Genomic DNA, 18,247 nt, shown 5'->3' on the forward strand with positions numbered 1-18,247 from the left:
CCATGGGCGACCTGGTGCCGCTGAGACCGGCAGACATTGACGTGGACACGCAGGAGGTCGGCGCGGCCTTCGTGGCGGCGATCCTCGGGGCCGTGGACGGCTACCTGGACGGCGTAGACCGGCAGTTTCAGCGCGAGGGCATCCCGCCCTGGTCGGCGGCGCTGGTCCGGGTGCGCATGTCCGAGCGCCTAAGGGCGGCGCTGGATGCGGGCGGGGCCTTCGAATTGGCCGTGTCCTTCGACGGTGGGGCGGAAAGCGTGGTGATCGCATGAACAGTGGACTGATCAAGCCGGACGGCACGCCCCTGGTGGCGCGGCAGGCGGCGCGGCCTGTGGCGCGCTATCTGCGCGACACCAAGTCGGGGGTGATCGCGTCCCGCATCGCCCCCCTGACGCGCCACGAAGAGGACGTGCGACGCAGTTGGGAACGCGCCGCCGGGCTTGCCATGGATCTTATCCAGAATTCGGGCCGCCTGAAGGGGGCCACGGATCAGGTGCTGGCCGATACGGTAGGCGTCGGGCTGACGCTTTCGCCGCAGCCGGATCTGCAGCCCCTGGGCTGGTCGGGGGAAGAGGAAACCGCCTTCATCCGCACGGTCAAGAAACGCTGGCGGCGCTACTGGAACAGCGCGTCCGAGGTATCGATGAACGGCAAGCTGACCGGGCCGCAGCTGGTCGACATCGGGCTGCGCTGGCACATCGCCTATGGCGAGGCCACCGGCGTCTTCGATTTCTTCGACGCGGCCACGCGCCGCCGCTACGGGGTCACCACGGGCACCAAGCTGCGCCTGGTGCCGCCGCATCGCCTGGTGCAGGACACCAACGCCCCGGCGGGGCTGTTCCAGGGCGTCCAGCATGACGAAAACGGGCGGGTGATGTCCTACCGCTTCCGCACCGGGCCTGCGGGGCTGGAACGGGCCGAGGACTTCCCGGCCTTCGACTCCGAGGGGCGGCCCCTGGTGATGCATATCTTCGACCCGATGGACAGCGAGGACGTGCGCGGGATTTCCCTGCTGGCCCCGGCCTTCCGCAAGCACATTCAGGCGGAAATGCTGGACGACGCCACGCTGCAAATGGCGATCCTGCAGACGGTCTTCGCCATCACGCTGACCAGCGAAGCCCCCAGCCAGGATGCCTTCGAGGCGCTGGAAGCGCTGCGCGAGGCAGGCGAGGGCGGCAAGACGATTGCCGCCGAATACATGGGGTATCTCGGGGCGCAGTTGGATCGCGCGGCGGACAGCCGGGTGTCGGTCGGAGCCGATCCGCAGGTGTCGCACCTGGGGCCGGGCGAAGACCTGAGCCTGAAGACCGCGAACGTGCCGGGCAAGGATTTCCTGCCGTTCTCGGGCAGCCTGGCGCGGGACATGGCGCGCACCATCGGCATCACCTACGGCGGGCTGACCATGGACCACACGCAATCGACCTATTCCAGCGTGCGGATGGAAAACGCCTCCATCTGGTCTGTGGTCATGCGGCGGCGCGAACGCATCGCTGCGCCCATGTGCCAGATGACCTATGAACAGTGGCTGGATGAAGAGATTGGCGAAGGCCGCATCCCCTTCAAGGGAGGCTATGCCGCCTTCCTGGCACAGCGCGGCAGCGTGGTGGGGGCGAACTGGCAAGGCCCGGCGAAGCCCACGGCGGACGACTACAAGAGCGCGCGGGCGGCCACCGAACGGCTGGGCAACGGCACCAGCTCCATCGCCATCGAAACCGGCGATCTGGGCACCGACCCGGACAGCCTCTTTGAAGAGCGCCAGCGCGAACACCGCCGCTATGTCGATGCCGGCATGGCCTCGCCCTATGCCGCGCGCGAGGATGCGCCGGTCATCCAGACGGAACCCCTGCCATGACGATCACCAACACCGTGCGCATCGGGTCGGACCTGATCGACATCAGCCGCCCCTGCGACGTGGTGACGGCGCTGCGCAAGATGCAGCTGAAGCTGGGCACCGGCGGCATCCGCCAGACGGTGAAGATCGACGGCGAGGAAGTCACCTTCCAGAACGCCAATGACGCCCGGCTGTCGAAGCTGATCAAGCACTATCAGGCGGAATGTGACCGCGCGAGCGGCGCGCGCCGCAGCCGCTACGCCAAGCGCTTCCGGTTCGGCTGATCCGCCGGGCCGGACCCTTTCCAGACAATCAGGAGACAGCACCATGGGAATTTTGGTGGATGGTGAGCTGTTGCTTTACGGGGTCGTGGGCGACGACTTCTGGGGCGACGGTTTCACGTCATCGGAGGTCATCACCGCGCTGGCCGAGGTCGGGCGGGATACCGACATCACCGTGCGCATCAACTCGGGCGGCGGATATACCGACGACGGGATCGCGATCTACAACGCCCTGCAGGCCCATCGCGGCGACGTGGCGGTGGTGGTCGATGCCATCGCGGCGTCTTCGGCCTCGATCATCGCCATGGCGGGCGACACGATCACCATGCGCACCGGCGCGCTGATGATGATCCATGACCCGGCGATGATGACCTGGGGCAATGCCGGCGATCATGAGAAATCGACCGAACAGCTGCATAAGCTGGCCGATCTGATGGCGGACATCTACGCCGAACAGACCGGCGAGGACGCCGCCGCGATCCGCGAGGACATGAAGGCGGAACTCTGGATGACCGGGGCCGAGGCCGTAGAGCGCGGCTTTGCCACCGACACCGAAAGCGGCAAGGCCAAGGCCGTCGCCGCCTTCGATTACCGCGCCTATGCGCAAGCCCCCAAGCACCTGAAGACCACGGCCCGCAAGGAAAAGTGGTCCTTCAAGGCGCTGGCGGACCCTGCGGCCCCCGCCGCCAAACCCAAGACCCATGCACAGGAGACCCCGACCATGGACGGAAAGAATGCGCCGCAGGGCACGCCGCCCGGCGGCCCGACCAGCGCGGACGTGAAGGCGCGCATCAAGGCCATCACCGGCCACAAGGCCGCCGCCGGGCGGGCCACGCTGGCCGCGCACCTGGCCTTCGACACCGACATGCCCCTGGAAGAGGCCGTGGCGGTGATGGAAGCCGCCGCCGGGGATGCAGGCACCCCAGAGGACACCCCGCCCGAGGGCACGCCGGACCCGGACGGGCAGGGCGGCAGCACGACCGCGGAACTCTACCAGCAGCGCCGCACGCAGTCCCTGGCGCAGCCGGGCGGCAAGCCCGCGCCGAAGCCGCAGGCCACCATCGACATGCGCGGCATCTACGCCGCCCGCAACAAGGGAGCGTAACCCATGGAAAAGGTCACCATGATGACCCGCAATCTGTCGTTCCTGCTGTCGCACGCGGCGGGCACGCGGTCGTTCAACACGATCACCATCGCCGCCGGTGAAGGCGAGCTGGCTCCGGGCACGGTGCTGGGCAAGGTCACGGCCTCGGATCTTTACGTGGTTTCGCCCGAGGCCGAGACGGTCGGCAAGGAAGGCGCGGAAACCGCCCTGGCCGTGCTGGCCTATGCGGTCGATGCCACCGACGCGGACGTGGACGCGCTGGTGGTGGATGCGGATGCCGAAGTGAAGGTGGGGATGCTGACCTTCGACGCAACCGTGGATGACGAAACCAAGACGGATGCCAAGCTGGCGCAGCTGACCGCTGCCGGCATCCGCGCGCGCTGAAGGAGAAAAGCAGCATGTTGTGGGATAATTTCGGCCTGATCGCGCTGACCGCGACCCTGAACAACCAGCCCTTCGTGCCGGGGCAGGTGGGGGCCACCGGCATCTTCCACGAAGAGGGCGTGGATACCACCATCGTCATGGTGGAAGAGCAGAACGGCAGTCTGTCGATCATCGAACCGACCGAACGCGGCGGGCCGGGCACCACGGTTGGCGATGACGAACGCAACCTGATCCCCTTCAAGGTGGATCACTTCGAAATCAACGATACCGTGCGCGCCGACGAAGTGCAGGGCGTGCGCCTGCTGGGCAGCACCGACCAGATGGAAACGGTGCAGACCCGGATCGACAGCAAGCTGGGGCGCCACGCGATCCGCCTGGACGCCACGCTGGAACACCAGCGCGTCGGCGCGATCAAGGGCATCGTGCTGTCAGGCAAGGGCAAGGTGCTGCACAACCTCTATGACCGTTTCGGCATCGCGGTGCCGGCGGCGGTGTCTCTGGGGCTGGACGGCGACGTGTCGAAGCTGGCGAGCGCCATCAAGAGCAACGTCATCATCCCGATGGAAGACGAACTGGATGCGGCCTATTCCGGCACTCACGCCTTCTGTGGTGACGAATTCCATGCCTTCCTGTGGGATCAGCCCGAGGTGCGCGAAACCTACCTGGCGCAGGCCGGGGGCACGCTGCGCGATGGCGCGCCCGATGTCTTCAATTTCGGGCAAATCACCTGGGAACGCTACCGCACCGGCAAGAAGGCCACGGCGGCCAATGGCGGCGCGCCCTTCATCGCCGCGAACAAGGCCCGCATCGTCCCCAAGGGCGTGCCGGAACTGTTCATCACCCGCTTCGCCCCGGCGGACCTGGAAGAGACGGTGAACACCATCGGCCTGCCGCGCTACGCGAACCAGTACCCGATGGCGAACGGCAAGGGCCGTCACCTGGACAGCCAGATGAACGCGATTTCGCTCTGCACCCGGCCCGGTGTCCTGCGCGAAGTCACCATCTGATCCACATCCGGTCACCGACCCGATGCAAGGCCCGGCAGCACCCCTGCCGGGCCTTCGACTTCGGCCCCGTCCGGGCGCGTGCCCGGATCGGCCTGCAGTCGTGACAGAGAAAGGGGGGCCACATGGCCGAAAAGAAAATCTGGGTGGCGTTCAAGAGCGCAACGCCCGTGCCCGCGTCCGTCCTGGGCGAGACGGCGGACCGCCGGATGAAGATCGGGGCCCCCGTGCAGCTGCCCGCGACCTATGCGGCGCAGATGATCGACAACGGCTTTGCGGTGGTGTCCAGCGCGCCCGTGACCACGGAGAAGACCAGTGCCAAGACCACCAGCAAGAAGGCCACTGCCAAGGCTGCCGCCGGTAAGGCTGCCGCTGCCAATGTCACCGATAAAAAGGCCACCGCCGATGCCGTCACCGATCCGGCGCAGGCCAGTCTGAACATGGGCGACACGGGCGAAGGCACCACCGACCCGCTGACGGTCGAGGCGGCGCAGGCGGCCTATGACGCCATCACGGCGCAGATGGAAACCCTGTCCGAGGACACGCCGGAATGGCAGGCGCTGAAGGACCAGCTGGACGACGCGGCAACCGCCCTTGCTGAGGCACAGGACGCCGCCAAGGCAGGTGTCTGATGGACGCCAGCCTGCGCGATGAACTGAAGGCCGAAGTGGATGACCTGTGGTCCGAGACCATCCGCCATCTGCCGCTGGCGAAGGGCGCGCCCGACACCACGCGCAGCCCGGCGGAATTTGCCGCGATCCTGCGCACCGGCGCGCGGGACGAAGAGCGCCCGAACTACGCGGGCACCTCGGGGCGGCGCGTGGGCGTGATGGCGGACGGCGGGGTGCTGCGGATCGACCGCAGCGCCTGGCCGGACGTTCTGCCGCGCAAGGGCGACAAGGTGGTGGCGCTGGATCGCGAGGGCCAGCCGGTCTTCGACGTGCTGGCGGTGGATGATCGGTCGCACCTGCGGCTGATCTGTGACCTGGGGGAGGCGAACTGATGTCCCTGACCATGATGGCGCTGCGGATCGCGGCGATCAAAGCCCTGAAGGCCGGCGGAACGCTGGTCGGGGACAACGTGCTGGACAGCCAGATTTCCGCCTTCGATCACACGGCCAAGGGCGGGCTGCAGACGGATCAGCAAAGGCCCTTCATCGCGGTCTATACCGACGCGGCGAAGGCCGATGATCTGGGGCAGGCGGGCCTGCGGGGCAACGGGGTGGTGGACATCCTCTTCAACACCGGCGTTGCCATGACCATGACGCAGACGAACCGCGACACCGGCGCGTCCGAGATCATGGAAGGCTTCCCCGCCACCGATGCGCATTTCGAAGCTGTCCTGGACGTGCTGGAATGGCAGCTGGGCCGGGTGCTGTCGGACCCGGACAACCCTTGGGCCGATGTCTTCCGGGGCTTCGTGCTGTCCTATGCGGGCAAGCATCATGTCCGTTCGTCCAGCGCCGCAGATCAGGTGCGCCTGGCCGCCGGTCAGACCCGCCTGCGGGTCGAGGTCTTTGCCGATCCGCGTCCCGGCCAGCCGATGGACCCCGAAGGCCCCTGGGGCCGCTTCCTGGCGCTGATGGAAGCCGAGGCGGTGCCGCAGCTGGTGCTGTTCCAGATGGCGCTGGCGGACGCCTCCGAGGGCGCCTATCCGGCGGCGGAACAGCTGCTGGCGATGCCGGTGGCCGATGCCGAGGCGCTGCAGCTTTACACCTTCGGCGGCGTGGCGCGCGATGTCACCCTGTCCGATCCCTCGGGCGCTGCGGTGCCGGTGTCCTGATGTCGCGGCTGGTCACGATCATTGACGATTTGCGCCGCCGGGTCGCGGATCTGGAACGCCGGTTGCGCGGCCAGACCCGCACCGGCGTTATCGTGGCGGTCGATCCTGCGAACGGGCTGGCGCGGGTGCAGCTGCAGGACGGGGACAGCCCTTTCCTGACCGGCTGGATCCCCTGGGAAGAGGCTGCGGCGGGGGCGATGAAGACCCACACGCCGCCGTCCGTTGGTCAGCAGGTGCGGCTGTTCAGCGAAAGCGGCGACCTGGTGGATGCGACCATTCAGGGCAGCCTGAATTCGGATGCGAATGGCCGTCCCTCGGGGGCGGGGGATGCCTTCATCCTCGCTTCGGTCGGCGGGGCCAGCATCACCATCACCGGCGGCGGGTCGCAAGCGGTGGTGACGGTCGGGGCTGCCACCCTGACCCTGGACCCCGACGCGATCACCCTGGACGCGGCCACGATCACCCTGCGCGGCAACGTCGCCGCCGAGGGCGGTTCGCTGACCCATAACGGCACCAACGTGGGCGACACCCACACCCACGGCGGGATCACGGCGGGGCCGTCTTCGACCGGCACGCCCGAGTGATCTGCAGACCGGCGCGCGTGGGGCGCGCCGGTGCCCCTTCCAAACCCCGAGGCATCCCATGGACCTTGACCCCCAGACGGGCGGCACCGTCACGGGCTGGGCGCATGTCGTCCAGAGCCTGCAGACCCTGATGCGCACCCGGCTGAACACCCGCGTCTTCAGGCGCGAATTCGGATCGGGCGTGCCGCAGCTGATCGACGCCCCGATGAACAGCGCCAACGTGCTGGCCCTTTACGTCGCCGTGGCCGAGGCCATCGACGTCTGGGAACCGCGCTTCGAGCTGACGGACGTGGCCCTTGAAGCGAATGCGCAGGGCCAGTTCACCATGACCCTGACCGGGGCCTACCTGCCGAATGCCCACCTGGGCGACATGTCCACCGTTTCCGACGACACCCGCACCGTGAAGGTGCAGGCGACCGGGGCCGATGTCTGGAGCACCGCATGAGCCGTTATTCCGCCCTTGATCTGGCCGCGCTGCCGGACCCGAGCGCCATTGTCGCGCTGGATTTCGACGCGATCCTGGAAGCCCGCCTGACCGAACTGGAAGCGCAGCTGGCCGAGGTCTTCGACGCCGCCAAGGTGGCCGAGGTCATGGCCCTGGCGCGCAACATCGCGGCCAGCCCCATGCGCTATCTGAACGAAGCCGCCGCCGCGCGCGAACTTTACATGGAAAACCGCATCAATCAGGCGGTGCGGTCGGTCTTCCTGGCGACGGCGACGGGCGATGACCTGGACCAGATCGGCGCCAACCGGGGCGTGGTGCGAAAGGTGCTGGACGACAGCGACGCGGACAATCCGGTGATGGAAAGCGATGCGACGTTCCGCGCCCGCATCCAGCTGGTGATCGAAGCCTGGTCGCCCCACGGCACGGAAGGGTCCTATGTCTATTGGGCGCTGGATGCGGACGACAGGGTGGTGGATGTGGCCGTTTACGGCCCGAACCACGGGCTGGACCCCGCGATCCCGCCTGCCGAACCCAAGATGGTCATCCTGTCCTCCGAGGGCGACGGCACGGCGGACGCGGATCTGCTGCAGGCGGTCTATGACAACTGCACCGTGGACACCCGCCGACCCGTCGCGGACAAGCTGACGGTGATTTCGGCAACGCCCGTCACCTATTCGGTCGAGGCGGTGCTATACGTCACCAGCCCCGAGGCCGCATCGGCGGTGCAGGACGCCGCGCAGGCCGCTGTCGAAGCCTTCGCGGCGGGCCGGATCAGGATCGGCCGGAAACTCTACCGCGCGTCCCTGGCGGCGGCGCTGAATGTCTCGGGCGTGGTGGACGTTGACGTGATTTCCCCCGCCGCCAGTGTCGAGGTCGGACCCTTTGAGGCCGCCTATTGCGACAGCATCACCATCACCCTGCAGTCGATCACCGGGGGATGGCGCGATGTCTGACACCCCCCGCAGCCTGTTGCCGGTGACCGCGTCCGATCTGGTGAAGGCGCTGGACCTGCTGGAAGAACGGCTGTTCGCGCTGCCCACGTCGATGATCACGAAGGACCCGCAGTCGGTCAGCGTGGCCTATCTGGATCACCTGGCCTGGGAAGAGTCGGTGGACGTGTGGGACGCCGACTGGTCGGAAGAGGTCAAGCGATCCGTGATCGCGGCCAGCGCCGAGGTGCACAGATACAAGGGCACGCCCCATGCGATCCGCCACGCGCTGGCGGCCTTCGACGTGGATGTGGACCTGCTGGAATGGTGGCAGCCCGGCGGCGTTGACGCCGGACTGGTCGCGGGCAGTTTCCGCGTCACCGCCTTCGTCAACGCCAGCTTCTATGACGGCAGCGAAGACCGGCTGGACAATCGCATGGTCAAGGCCATGACCGCCGTCCTGCAGCGCGCCGCGCCGGTGTCGCGCAAGCTGGTCTTCCGCCTGGGCGAAACCTACCGAACCGGCGTCGCCCTGCGCGCCGGGCAGCAATCAAGCGGCCTGGACCGGCGCAAGCTGGCTCCGACGCCGCGCACCGACATCCCCCAAAGCGACCTGCAGCTGCGGGCCGGTGCGCGGGCGCAGCATCGCATGACGGCAGTGCTGTCCCCGATGCCCGCCAGCGGCACCAGCAGCGCCGCCATCACCACCAGAGCCGCGATTTCACAGGCTGCCATCAGCCGCGAAACCCATGACATCGAGTGAGGAAATCCCATGCCCACCACCCTCCTGACGGATGTGGCAGAACAGAAGATCAACCTGGCCGCCGGGTCCGGCTCTGCGGTCGTCATCACCCATATTGCGGTCGGCGACGGGGGCGGTGCGACCTATGACCCGAGCAATGACCAGAGCGCGTTGCAGAACGAAGTTGCCCGCGTGGCGGTCTATCAGAGCGAGCTGCTGGCCCCCAATTCCTGGCGCGTGCGGGCGGAATTCGGCGTGGACACTGCCGCCGCCTATGTCCGCGAGATCGGCTTTTTCGATCAGGACGGCGACCTGATTTCCGTCTGGGCGGGGGCCGATGTCGTGCCCCGCCAGACCGGCGCCATCGCTTACCTGATCGACCACGTTCTGAACTTCAGCCGGGTGGCCGAGGGGCTGGTGATCGTCAAGCCGGATGCCGAAGGCACGGAATACCTCTCGCCCGACAGCCTGCTGAAAAGTCAGGAGGCCCGGCGCGGCGAGGGCGCGACCTGGGCGGCCAAGGGGGGCTTTCTCTATCGCGAGGCGGCAGAGGGGGCGGAAGACGCCCATGTGACCACCGCCGGCGGTGTCGGCCTCTATGTCGTGCCGATCAACGGGGTCATCAACGCGGCGGCCTGCGGGGCCCTGGGCGACGGGGAAACCGACGATGCGGGGGCGCTGCAGGCCGCGATTGCCGCAACCGAGGCGCAGCGGGCGATCCTGCAGGTCACCGCCGGGGCCGGGGCCTATCGCTACGGCGCGGAACTGAAGGTGACCAAGCCGATTTCCTTCCTCGGGTCCGGGCGGCGCAACACCATCTTCGAACCGATGGACGGCTATTCCGGCTGGTTCATGAGCATCACCGAAACCAGCTTTGTCGGCAGCGGCAACCAGTCCGATGAACTGAATATCGGCAATGACAATGCCGGGGTGACGCTGGCCGATTTCTCTGTGCGCTCGTCGCGGACCGGGGTGGTGCAGCACGGGTTCCGCTGTGTCGGGCGCAATGACCGGATGCAGTGGCGGTCGGTCTATGTCGAGCAGCTGCAGGGCACGCATTTCCATTTCGGCTACAACAACGGCGTGGACAGCGACGGCGACGACAATCCGTCCTTCATCCGGGAATGCGACTTCTACAACGTCGAAAGCCGGGGCGGCGGCGATGCGGACAGCAAGGCCCCGGCGGTGGTGATCGACAGCTGGGGCATCGGGGACGCCACGAACCTGTGCAACTTCTACAGCATGAGGGTCGTCTATGCCCGTCACGTCGGCATGGACATCCGTCACAACGGATCGCGGGTGCGCGATGGCGGCACGCCCATTGCGATGAACGCCATCCGCCGGCTGCATTTCTATTCGCTGCTGCTGCACGCCACCACCGATGCGGCCTATGCGACGTCTGAGCCGACCGTGCGGATCACCGGCTGGGTCAACCTGCTGACCTTCTCGGGGTTGATGATGAATTCCTTTGCGGCGGATCAGACGGCGGTGGAAGTCAACGCCCGCACCATGAGCATCTATGACGGCACGACCTACACCGACAGGCTGATCGCACCGGATGGTCTGAGCTTTGATTGCGATGTCTCTGCCGGGGACGGCAAGACCTTCGTCTTCAACGGTGTCGGTGCAGTCGATCTGAAGATGCGCGAGGTCGCGGCCATCGGCACCGACCTGACGGTGGGGGCGGCAGTGACCGGCCCCATCGTGGTGGCCGCGCCGCAGGACACCACGATGGATATCGCGACCGAGGCTGCCAACAAGGTCTTCTGCTACAACAACAAGCTGGCCGGCCTGAACATGGTGACCACCGGGCTGACGGTCGGTGTATACGAGGACAGCCCCCGCATCCTTTCCGGCAGCGGTTCGCCGGTGGGGGCGGTGAGCGCCCCGGCTGGGTCGCTCTACATGAGAAAGGATCAGGCGCCGGGGGAAAAGGACAGTGACCAGCTTTGGGCGAAATACGCCGGAAGCGAGTCCAATGGCTGGTTTCCGCTTCAGTTGGCGGCGTATTTCAACGATGCCAGCTATCCTTCCGCGCTGACGCCGGGGGCCAGCTATGTGGTGGACGATCTGCGCCGCATCGGGGCCGCCACCTCCGACGGGGAGGCCATTCAGGCCGCCATGTGGCGGGACACCCCGCCCACCTCTGCCACCGATGACGGTCAGCCCTCCGAAATGGCGAGCGACGGGGCGTATCTCTATCTTTGCGTTGCCGCGAATACCTGGGTCCGGGCGGGGCTTTCGACCTGGACCTGATCGCTGATCCCGTCCTGATCCCGACCTGGTGGATCGGGGCGGGGTTCCTTCCCTTCTGCAATCCCCCTTTGACCCGGCCCATGCGCCGGGCCGGTCAACCTTCTGAGGTACTTCATGGCTTTCACGTCCTTTCACCACGGCACCCGGCTGCAGGAAACGAGCGAAACGCCCGTCCTGGTGCAGGTGTCGCAATCCGCGGTCGTGGGTCTTCTGGGCACCGCGCCCGATGCTGACGCGGACACGTTCCCGCTGAACACCCCCGTTTTGCTGGCGGGCGATGCCACGCTGGCGGCCAGCCTCGGGGACACCGGCACGCTGAAAGCTGCCGTGGATGATGTCTTTGATCAGGTCGCGCCCTATACCATCGTCATCCGGGTGGAAGAGGGGGCGGACGACGCCGAAACCCTGTCGAACCTGGTGGGCGATGCCACGGCCCGCACCGGCGTCCATGCGCTGCTGAAGTCGCTGCCCGTGCTGGGCATGAAGCCCCGGCTGATCGCCTTCCCGGGCTATTCCGCGCCCTCCGATCCCGCCACGCTGAACCCCGTGGTGGCGGAACTGGTGGGCGTGCTGGAAGAGCTGGGGGCGGTCGCCTTCGTGGATGGCCCCGACACCACCGACGCCGAGGCGGTGACCTATCAGGCGCTGATCGGCTCCGAACGGGTCTACCTTGTCGACCCACAGGTGAAGGTCTGGGACACCGCGACCAGCGCTTATGTGGCCCGGCCCGCATCGGCCCGCTTCGCCGGGGTGCAGGCACGCGTCGATACCGAACTGGGCTTCTGGCATTCGCTGTCCAACAAGGCCATCAACGGCATCGGCGGCGTGACCCGTGAAATCACCTACGGCACGCAATCCGACTACCTGAACGAAAACTGCGTCGGCACGATCATCAACCTGGGCTCCGGTTACATCACCTGGGGCAACCGGGGCTGCGGGTCCGAAAGCCTCTGGGCGTTCCTTGCGGTGCGCCGCACCGCCGACTTCATCAACGAGGCGATGCAAAAGGCGTACCTCGCCTTCGTGGACAAGCCCTTCAGCAAGGCCAACCTGAAGTTCATGCTGGAAAGCGGCAACGCCGCCATGCGCACCTTCAAGGCGCAGGGCGCGATCATCGGCGGCAAGGTCTGGATCGACACCACGCTGAACGAGGCATCCGACATGGCCGCCGGCAAGATCACCCTGTCGATGGAATTCGAACCGCCCGCGCCGATGGAAGACATCCGGTTCATGGCCTACCGCAATATCGACTACTACCTGGACCTGACGAAGGACGCCCTGGCCGCCGCATGACGGCCTTCGGGCCGGTGCAGATGACGAACACGGGGGGCCGCAGCACGCGGCCCCTTTTTGCATCAGGAGACTGAGACATGAAATCGACCCCCGCATATATCCTGCGGAACTGCGCCCTCTGGGCGGATGAAGACATCAAGGTGGGGCAATTCTCTTCGGTCAGCATCCAGCTGCCCAAGGCCACCACCGAGAAATTCCGCAACGGCGGCATGATCAAGGAACGCCAGGTGGTGATGGGCTATGAGGTCGGGGACATGACCTTCAAGCTCACGGCCTTCGATCCGGCCACGCTGAAGCTGCTGACCGGCAAGGCGGGCACCGAACACGCCTTCATGGTGACGGGTGCCCATGTGGACGAAGACGGCACCACCCATTCGGCGGTCTATTACGTGCGCGGCCAGCTGATCGCGCCGGATGCGGGCGACTGGCAGCCGGGGCAGAAGGCCGAAACCGACTGCACCGTGGCGGTGAACTACGCCAAGCTGGAAATCGACGGCGCGGACATTTTCGAAATCGACGATTTCGATTATTCCGTGGGCGGGGTCAGCCAGACCGGCGACATCGCTAACGCACTGCTGATCTGAGGGAGGGCAGGACATGAAATTCCCTGTGCGCGTCCCCCTGAAGACGCCGATCAAGGACGCCGACACCGACGCCGAAATCACCGCCCTGGTGTTCGAGGAACCCGACATCGGCCTGAGCATCGAAGTCGAGGACGCCGAAACGCCCCGCGACCAGATGTTCATCCTGCTGGCGGGCATGGCCGGGATCGGTATCCCGACCTTCAAGCGGCTGAAGGAAAGCGATTACCGGGCCGTCATCAAGCAGGTGCTGGACCCCTATAACGCCCTGCAGGTGGCGCGTGCCGCAGAGGACGGGGTGGGAAACGCGGGGGAGGCGGCGACCTAGCGCAGGATCTGCGCTTCGCCGCCGCCTTCGTGGCCCGCGCCACCTGCACCCCGCTGCCCGAGATCCTGCGCATGAAGGTTCCGGCCTTCCTGCGCTGGCAGGAGGCGGCGCAAGAGGTCTGGAAGCTGGATCACCCGCAGGGCTGATCAGTCATCCGACAGGGGGTGCTGAAAGGCGTTCAGGCGGTCGCGCTTCAAGGGGCGCGGCTGCCCGCTGTCGCGGGTCGCCAGCCGGTAGACCCCGAACAGCATCAGGGCAAAGACCAGCCCGCCAAGCCAGCCCGACACGAACCAGACCAGAGCGACCGCGCCGCAGGCGAGAGCGATCATGATCACGGCAAAGACCATCGCGAAAATCTCCATGCCTTCGACATGGGGCCTGCGCGAGTCCCTGACAAGATGAGGCCCGGAAATGGTGTCCAAGCGGATCGAAACGCAGCTGACCATCAAGGCGGTGGACCGCTACAGCGGCGCGCTGAAACAGATGGCCACGGTCACCGGGCGCTTTGCCGAGGACGTGCGCAGCGAAATGGGCCGCCTGCAGCAGATGCGCGGGCCATTGCGGCTGATCGAGGATTTCCGCAAGCAGCAGGCCGTGACCCGCGAAAGCGCGGCCTCCCTGGACCGTGCCCGGGAACGGGTGCGCCAGCTGAAGCTGGAAATCACCACCACCGCGAACCCCACGCAGGCCCTGCGCCGGGAATTCGACAGCGCGCGCCGCGCCGCCGACCGGCTGGAACAGAAACACGGCCAGAACCGCGCCACCCTGCGCGGGCTGCAGTCGCAGCTGGAACAGGCAGGCGTCAAGACCCGCGACCTGGCCGGGGAACAGGCGCGGCTGTCGGCAGCGCTGGATCAGGGCACCACCGCCTTCGGGCGCCAGATGCAGAAGATGGAACGCCTGGCGCAGGCACAGGAGAAGATCGCGGCGGGCCGTCAGCGGATGGAACGCACGCTGGCAACCTCTGCCAACCTGTCGTTCACCGGCATGGCCTCGCTTGGCACCGGGCGGCGCATTGCCACGTCGCTGTCCAATCCGATCAAGCAGGCCGTGGACTTCGAAAGCGCCATGGCGGACGTGAAGAAGGTGGTGAACTTCGACGCGCCGGATGGGCTTGCGAAGATGTCCGACGACATCCTGAAGATGTCGGGCCGCATCCCGATGGCGGCAGAGGGCATCGCGGCCATCGTCGCGGCGGGCGGGCAGTCCGGCCTGAAGACCGAGGAACTGACGAAGTTCGCGGAAATGGCCGCCAAGGTGGGCGTGGCCTTCGACATCAGCGCCGAGAAATCCGGCGATGCCATGGCCAGCATCAAGACCGCCCTGGGGCTGTCGCTGGACGATACCGGCAAGGTCTTCGACGCGATCAACCACCTGTCGAACAACATGGCGTCCACTGCGCCGAAGGTGCTGGACTTCATGACCCGCGCCGGATCGGCGGGGCAGCAGGCCGGGTTTTCGGCGGACGAAACCCTGGCCATCGGGTCGGCCATGATCGCCGCCGGCGCGGAAGCGGATGTGGCGGCCACGTCCTTCCTGAACATGGGCCGGGCGCTGACCAAGGGCAATTCCGCCACCGACCGCCAGTCTGCCGCCATGCAGAAGCTGGGTCTGAACACGGTGACGGTCGCCAAGCGGATGCAGAAGGATGCCACCGGCACGCTGGAAGACGTGCTGATGCGCATCAACAAGATGCCCGACTACATGCGCACCAGCATCATCAGCGACATCTTCGGGGATGAGGCGCGGGCGCTTGGCCCCCTGGTCGGCAACGTCGATCTGCTGCGGCAGGCCCTCGGGCTGGTGGCCAAGGAAAGCAATTTCGCGGGCAGCGCATCGCAGGAATATGCCGTCCGGGCTGAGACGACCGCCAACAACCTGCAGCTGATGCACAACAAGGTCGACCGCCTCGGGATCACCCTGGGCGAAGTGCTGATCCCGCCCATGAACGACCTGCTGGATCGGATTGCGCCGATCATCGACGGGCTGACGGAATGGACCAAGGTACATCCCGGCCTGACCCGCTACATCATGGCCGGCGCGGCAGCGACTGCCGGGCTTGCGATCACGGGCGGGCTCCTGATGAGCGCTGCCGCCGGGCTGATCGGCACCCTGGCGGTGCTGCGCTTTGGCCTGGTGGGGCTGGGGGCGCGGTCGGCCCTGGTCGCGGGCGAGGTCGGCGGCGTCGGGCGCGCCTTCGGACTGCTGCTGAAGCTGCCGAAGTTCGCCCTGTCCAGCCTGATCACGCCGCTTCGCTGGGGCACGGCGCTGTTGCCGAACTTTGCCCCCGGGCTGGCCCGGTTTGCCGGGTTCCGCCGCGATGCCACCGACCAGATGACCCGCCTGGAACGGTCCGTGGCGAGCAAGTCCAAGGCCATGCAGGCCAGCCTGAATTCCATCAAGTGGGGGGCGTTCAGTGCCGGTGCCATGGCCTTCCTGGCGATGAGGAACCTGCCCGAGGGGGCCGAGGCGCAGGCCGAATTCCGGCAGCAGAACCGCGAGAAGATGGACAACACCTTCCGCAACATGCCGGTGCTGGGCTGGGCGATGGGCAAATACGAGGACGCGGTAACCGCGGTGCATGGTGCGCCGCCGGGGGACGGGGTGGCGGGTGACAGCGCGGGCGCCCTGCAGCAGCGGGCGCGCGGTGGCCCCTTCGGCCCGAGGCCCCTGCTGGTGGGGGAGCGGGGGCCGGAACTGTACTTCCCGAACCGCTCTGGCTTCATCGCCACGAATCGCCAGCTGCAGGGCCTGCAGGCGGCGGTACAGGGCATCCGCATGGCGGGCGCGGCGGCGGTTGCCGCCTCGGTCGCAGCCGCCCCAGTGGCCGCTGCCACGCGGCCCTCGGATGGTCTTCGGATCGAAATCAACAGGGTCAACATCACGGTGCCGTCGGGGATCAGCGATCCCGAAGCCATCGTGGACCTGATGGAAACCCGGCTGGGCGACCGCCTGGCGGCCACGCTGCAGGCCAGCTTTGCAGACTGAGGGGACAGCATGTCGAAGAGCAACACGAACCCCGGCGGGCCGTTCTGCCCGCCGGACAGGGGGTAGGCCATGGCCGGACCTGTCGTCATGGCCCTGGGGCCGTTTCCGTTTCAGGCGCATGGCTTCGGCTTCACCGGGCTGCAGCGGTCGCTGGATACCAGCTGGGCCGAACTGGAAACCGTGGGGCGGCTGAACGCCCTGCAATGGACCGGGCCGAAATCCGAGGTGGTGACCATTTCGGGCGTCCTCTTCCCGCGCGAATTCGGCGGCCAGACCACGCTGGACGGCATCCGGCTGGCCGCGCAGAACGGCCTGCCGCTGATGCTGGTGTCCCTTGGGGGGCGCATCTTCGGGCGGCACGCGGTGCAGCGGGTGGACGAAGATCGCAGTTTCCATGACCGCAACGGCACGGCGGGGCGCAATGCCTATTCGCTGTCGCTGCGGCGCTTGTCCGGCACGCTGTCGTTGTCGGCGCTGACGGGGGTATCCGTCTGATGGCTGTGATCTACACCACCGCCGAGGGCGATCAGCTGGACCTGATCTGTTACCGCCAGTACGGCCAGCAGGCCGGGGCCGTGGAACAGGTGCTGGACGCAAACCCTGCCATCGCCCTGACGGCCCATTGGTTGCCGGCGGGCATCACGCTGACGCTGCCCGACCTGACGGCGGATGACACCACCGGCACGGCGAGGCTCTGGGACTGATGGCGCTGCATCCAAGCGTTCGCGTCAGCGTGGACGGCACGCCGGTGTCCGGCCTGTTCTTCGAACGGCTGATGTCGCTGACCATCACCGACCGCGAGGGCATCCGCTCGGATTCCCTGGACCTGGTGTTCAGCGACGGCGCGCCGCACCTGGACCCGCCGCGTCGGGGCGCGGTGGTGGCGGTCAGCATCGACACCGGGGCAGGGGTGGGTTTTGCCGGTTCCTATATCGTGGACCGGGTGGAAATGACCTGTTTCCCCTTCACCCTGTCGGTGCGCGGCCATTCCGCCGACTACCGATCCGACATGAAGACCAACAAGACCCGCCATTGGGACGGGGCCAGCGTGCGCCAGATTGTCGAGGACATCGCCGCCGATTACGGCCTGACCACCAAGATTGCCGATGCGGTGTCGGATCACGTCTATGACTGGATCGGCCAGCAGGACGAAACCGATCTGGCCTTCCTGGAACGGCTGGCCGAACGGCACGGCGCGCTCTTCACCATCAAGGCGGGCAAGCTCCTGTGGCTGCGGCGCGGCGCGGGCGAGACGGCGGACGGCACCGGCATGACGGCGGTGCAGATCCTGCCCGGGGTGATCCTGCAGGGCAGCTGCCGGGTGTCGATCGAGGACGGCGACCGCTTCGCCACGGTGAAAGCCTATTGGCAGGACCGCAGCGGCGCGCGGCGGCAGTCGGTGGTGGTCGAGGCCGACCCCGAGGCCAGCGGCGAACATGTTCTGCGATCCCCCTTCGGGACCGAAGCCGAAGCACGCCGCGCGGCAGAGGCGGCCGCGCGCGAAATGGTCCGGGGCCTGGTGCAGATGTCCTGCGTGATCGAGGGAAATCCCGCGCTGATGGCCGGGCAGCCGGTGGTCTTCGCGGGCGTGCGCTCCTGGATCGACGGGCAGGAATTCATCCTAGAGACGGTGCAGCATTCCTTCGGCAAGTCCGGCGGGCTGCGCACGTCTCTGTCGGGAAAGCTACGGGCGGAATGACCGGAAGGGGGCACG

General features: G+C 67.1%; 22 protein-coding genes. 21 read left to right on the forward strand and 1 reads right to left on the reverse strand.

The window, feature by feature from the left end; translation table 11 throughout:
- Positions 1–41 precede the first annotated feature (41 nt).
- From KM176_RS05555 to KM176_RS05635, 17 genes are all read left to right on the forward strand, one after another.
- Positions 42–272 carry a hypothetical protein gene (locus KM176_RS05555; RefSeq protein ID WP_160890903.1) on the forward strand — a complete coding sequence of 77 codons (231 nt, stop codon included), beginning with the start codon at positions 42–44 and terminating at the stop codon, positions 270–272.
- Entirely contained in the window at positions 269–1,852 is a 1,584-nt protein-coding gene (locus KM176_RS05560) for a phage portal protein (RefSeq protein WP_160890902.1), read from the forward strand. The genes KM176_RS05555 and KM176_RS05560 overlap by 4 nt, the downstream gene beginning before the upstream one ends.
- Entirely contained in the window at positions 1,849–2,115 is a 267-nt protein-coding gene (locus KM176_RS05565; protein WP_160890901.1) for a hypothetical protein, read from the forward strand. The genes KM176_RS05560 and KM176_RS05565 overlap by 4 nt, the downstream gene beginning before the upstream one ends.
- Positions 2,116–2,158: 43 nt before the next feature.
- A complete protein-coding gene (locus tag KM176_RS05570; protein WP_160890900.1) occupies positions 2,159–3,217 on the forward strand; it encodes a head maturation protease, ClpP-related in 1,059 nt (352 codons plus the stop codon).
- Between the two features lie 3 nt (positions 3,218–3,220).
- On the forward strand, positions 3,221–3,601 hold the full coding sequence (locus tag KM176_RS05575; protein ID WP_160890899.1) for a head decoration protein: 381 nt from the start codon (positions 3,221–3,223) through the stop codon (positions 3,599–3,601).
- 14 nt (positions 3,602–3,615) lie between these two features.
- Positions 3,616–4,608, forward strand: coding sequence for a major capsid protein (locus tag KM176_RS05580; protein ID WP_160890898.1), 993 nt, complete (start codon positions 3,616–3,618; stop codon positions 4,606–4,608).
- A 122-nt stretch (positions 4,609–4,730) separates the two neighbouring features.
- A complete protein-coding gene (locus KM176_RS05585) occupies positions 4,731–5,237 on the forward strand; it encodes a hypothetical protein (protein WP_160890897.1) in 507 nt (168 codons plus the stop codon).
- Positions 5,237–5,608, forward strand: coding sequence for a hypothetical protein (locus tag KM176_RS05590; protein WP_160890896.1), 372 nt, complete (start codon positions 5,237–5,239; stop codon positions 5,606–5,608). The genes KM176_RS05585 and KM176_RS05590 overlap by 1 nt, the downstream gene beginning before the upstream one ends.
- Positions 5,608–6,387, forward strand: a complete 780-nt coding sequence (locus KM176_RS05595; protein WP_160890895.1) for a hypothetical protein — start codon at positions 5,608–5,610, stop codon at positions 6,385–6,387. The genes KM176_RS05590 and KM176_RS05595 overlap by 1 nt, the downstream gene beginning before the upstream one ends.
- The gene (locus tag KM176_RS05600; RefSeq protein ID WP_160890894.1) at positions 6,387–6,971 is read left to right on the forward strand and encodes a phage baseplate assembly protein V; all 585 of its coding nucleotides are present in this window, start codon (positions 6,387–6,389) and stop codon (positions 6,969–6,971) included. The genes KM176_RS05595 and KM176_RS05600 overlap by 1 nt, the downstream gene beginning before the upstream one ends.
- A gap of 58 nt (positions 6,972–7,029) precedes the next feature.
- Positions 7,030–7,416 (forward strand): GPW/gp25 family protein, encoded by a 387-nt coding sequence (locus tag KM176_RS05605; protein ID WP_160890893.1) that lies wholly within the window; start codon positions 7,030–7,032, stop codon positions 7,414–7,416.
- Entirely contained in the window at positions 7,413–8,369 is a 957-nt protein-coding gene (locus tag KM176_RS05610; RefSeq protein WP_160890892.1) for a baseplate assembly protein, read from the forward strand. The genes KM176_RS05605 and KM176_RS05610 overlap by 4 nt, the downstream gene beginning before the upstream one ends.
- The gene (locus KM176_RS05615) at positions 8,362–9,108 is read left to right on the forward strand and encodes a phage tail protein I (RefSeq protein WP_160890891.1); all 747 of its coding nucleotides are present in this window, start codon (positions 8,362–8,364) and stop codon (positions 9,106–9,108) included. The genes KM176_RS05610 and KM176_RS05615 overlap by 8 nt, the downstream gene beginning before the upstream one ends.
- 9 nt (positions 9,109–9,117) lie before the next feature.
- Positions 9,118–11,343: a phage tail-collar fiber domain-containing protein gene (locus KM176_RS05620; protein WP_160890890.1), complete on the forward strand. Its 2,226-nt coding sequence runs from the start codon at positions 9,118–9,120 to the stop codon at positions 11,341–11,343.
- Positions 11,344–11,457: 114 nt separating this feature from the next.
- Entirely contained in the window at positions 11,458–12,636 is a 1,179-nt protein-coding gene (locus KM176_RS05625; RefSeq protein WP_160890889.1) for a phage tail sheath subtilisin-like domain-containing protein, read from the forward strand.
- A 77-nt stretch (positions 12,637–12,713) separates the two neighbouring features.
- The gene (locus KM176_RS05630) at positions 12,714–13,220 is read left to right on the forward strand and encodes a phage major tail tube protein (RefSeq protein WP_160890888.1); all 507 of its coding nucleotides are present in this window, start codon (positions 12,714–12,716) and stop codon (positions 13,218–13,220) included.
- 13 nt (positions 13,221–13,233) lie between these two features.
- A complete protein-coding gene (locus KM176_RS05635) occupies positions 13,234–13,545 on the forward strand; it encodes a hypothetical protein (protein WP_160890887.1) in 312 nt (103 codons plus the stop codon).
- A 146-nt stretch (positions 13,546–13,691) separates the two neighbouring features.
- On the opposite strand, the gene KM176_RS05640 is transcribed toward KM176_RS05635, so the two are convergent.
- Entirely contained in the window at positions 13,692–13,907 is a 216-nt protein-coding gene (locus tag KM176_RS05640; RefSeq protein ID WP_160890886.1) for a hypothetical protein, read from the reverse strand.
- A 49-nt stretch (positions 13,908–13,956) separates the two neighbouring features.
- Here KM176_RS05640 and KM176_RS05645 point away from each other — a divergent pair, with 49 nt between their 5' ends.
- The 4 genes from KM176_RS05645 to KM176_RS05660 all read left to right on the forward strand — a co-directional run bounded on the left by KM176_RS05645 (position 13,957) and on the right by KM176_RS05660 (position 18,232).
- Positions 13,957–16,533 (forward strand): phage tail tape measure protein, encoded by a 2,577-nt coding sequence (locus KM176_RS05645; protein ID WP_160890885.1) that lies wholly within the window; start codon positions 13,957–13,959, stop codon positions 16,531–16,533.
- 69 nt (positions 16,534–16,602) lie between these two features.
- Positions 16,603–17,028 (forward strand): phage tail protein, encoded by a 426-nt coding sequence (locus tag KM176_RS05650; RefSeq protein ID WP_160890884.1) that lies wholly within the window; start codon positions 16,603–16,605, stop codon positions 17,026–17,028.
- Complete coding sequence (locus KM176_RS05655; protein ID WP_160890883.1) at positions 17,028–17,237, forward strand: tail protein X; 210 nt, start codon at positions 17,028–17,030, stop codon at positions 17,235–17,237. The genes KM176_RS05650 and KM176_RS05655 overlap by 1 nt, the downstream gene beginning before the upstream one ends.
- On the forward strand, positions 17,237–18,232 hold the full coding sequence (locus tag KM176_RS05660) for a phage late control D family protein (RefSeq protein WP_160890882.1): 996 nt from the start codon (positions 17,237–17,239) through the stop codon (positions 18,230–18,232). Before KM176_RS05655 ends, KM176_RS05660 begins: the two co-directional genes overlap by 1 nt.
- The last annotated feature ends 15 nt before the right edge of the window (positions 18,233–18,247 follow it).

It is taken from the genome of Pseudooceanicola endophyticus, assembly GCF_018760365.1.
GTDB classification, from domain to species: Bacteria; Pseudomonadota; Alphaproteobacteria; order Rhodobacterales; family Rhodobacteraceae; genus Pseudooceanicola; species Pseudooceanicola endophyticus.

Coding starts and splice junctions, on each gene's coding strand:
- KM176_RS05565 (WP_160890901.1), top strand. CDS start 1,849: ATGACGATCACCAACACCGTGCGCATCGGGTCGGACCTGATCGACATC.
- KM176_RS05635 (WP_160890887.1), top strand. CDS start 13,234: ATGAAATTCCCTGTGCGCGTCCCCCTGAAGACGCCGATCAAGGACGCC.
- KM176_RS05605 (WP_160890893.1), top strand. CDS start 7,030: ATGGACCTTGACCCCCAGACGGGCGGCACCGTCACGGGCTGGGCGCAT.
- KM176_RS05600 (WP_160890894.1), top strand. CDS start 6,387: ATGTCGCGGCTGGTCACGATCATTGACGATTTGCGCCGCCGGGTCGCG.
- KM176_RS05630 (WP_160890888.1), top strand. CDS start 12,714: ATGAAATCGACCCCCGCATATATCCTGCGGAACTGCGCCCTCTGGGCG.
- KM176_RS05650 (WP_160890884.1), top strand. CDS start 16,603: ATGGCCGGACCTGTCGTCATGGCCCTGGGGCCGTTTCCGTTTCAGGCG.
- KM176_RS05580 (WP_160890898.1), top strand. CDS start 3,616: ATGTTGTGGGATAATTTCGGCCTGATCGCGCTGACCGCGACCCTGAAC.
- KM176_RS05575 (WP_160890899.1), top strand. CDS start 3,221: ATGGAAAAGGTCACCATGATGACCCGCAATCTGTCGTTCCTGCTGTCG.
- KM176_RS05660 (WP_160890882.1), top strand. CDS start 17,237: ATGGCGCTGCATCCAAGCGTTCGCGTCAGCGTGGACGGCACGCCGGTG.
- KM176_RS05620 (WP_160890890.1), top strand. CDS start 9,118: ATGCCCACCACCCTCCTGACGGATGTGGCAGAACAGAAGATCAACCTG.
- KM176_RS05570 (WP_160890900.1), top strand. CDS start 2,159: ATGGGAATTTTGGTGGATGGTGAGCTGTTGCTTTACGGGGTCGTGGGC.
- KM176_RS05595 (WP_160890895.1), top strand. CDS start 5,608: ATGTCCCTGACCATGATGGCGCTGCGGATCGCGGCGATCAAAGCCCTG.
- KM176_RS05655 (WP_160890883.1), top strand. CDS start 17,028: ATGGCTGTGATCTACACCACCGCCGAGGGCGATCAGCTGGACCTGATC.
- KM176_RS05560 (WP_160890902.1), top strand. CDS start 269: ATGAACAGTGGACTGATCAAGCCGGACGGCACGCCCCTGGTGGCGCGG.
- KM176_RS05640 (WP_160890886.1), bottom strand. CDS start 13,907: ATGGAGATTTTCGCGATGGTCTTTGCCGTGATCATGATCGCTCTCGCC.
- KM176_RS05610 (WP_160890892.1), top strand. CDS start 7,413: ATGAGCCGTTATTCCGCCCTTGATCTGGCCGCGCTGCCGGACCCGAGC.
- KM176_RS05615 (WP_160890891.1), top strand. CDS start 8,362: ATGTCTGACACCCCCCGCAGCCTGTTGCCGGTGACCGCGTCCGATCTG.
- KM176_RS05590 (WP_160890896.1), top strand. CDS start 5,237: ATGGACGCCAGCCTGCGCGATGAACTGAAGGCCGAAGTGGATGACCTG.
- KM176_RS05645 (WP_160890885.1), top strand. CDS start 13,957: ATGGTGTCCAAGCGGATCGAAACGCAGCTGACCATCAAGGCGGTGGAC.
- KM176_RS05585 (WP_160890897.1), top strand. CDS start 4,731: ATGGCCGAAAAGAAAATCTGGGTGGCGTTCAAGAGCGCAACGCCCGTG.
- KM176_RS05625 (WP_160890889.1), top strand. CDS start 11,458: ATGGCTTTCACGTCCTTTCACCACGGCACCCGGCTGCAGGAAACGAGC.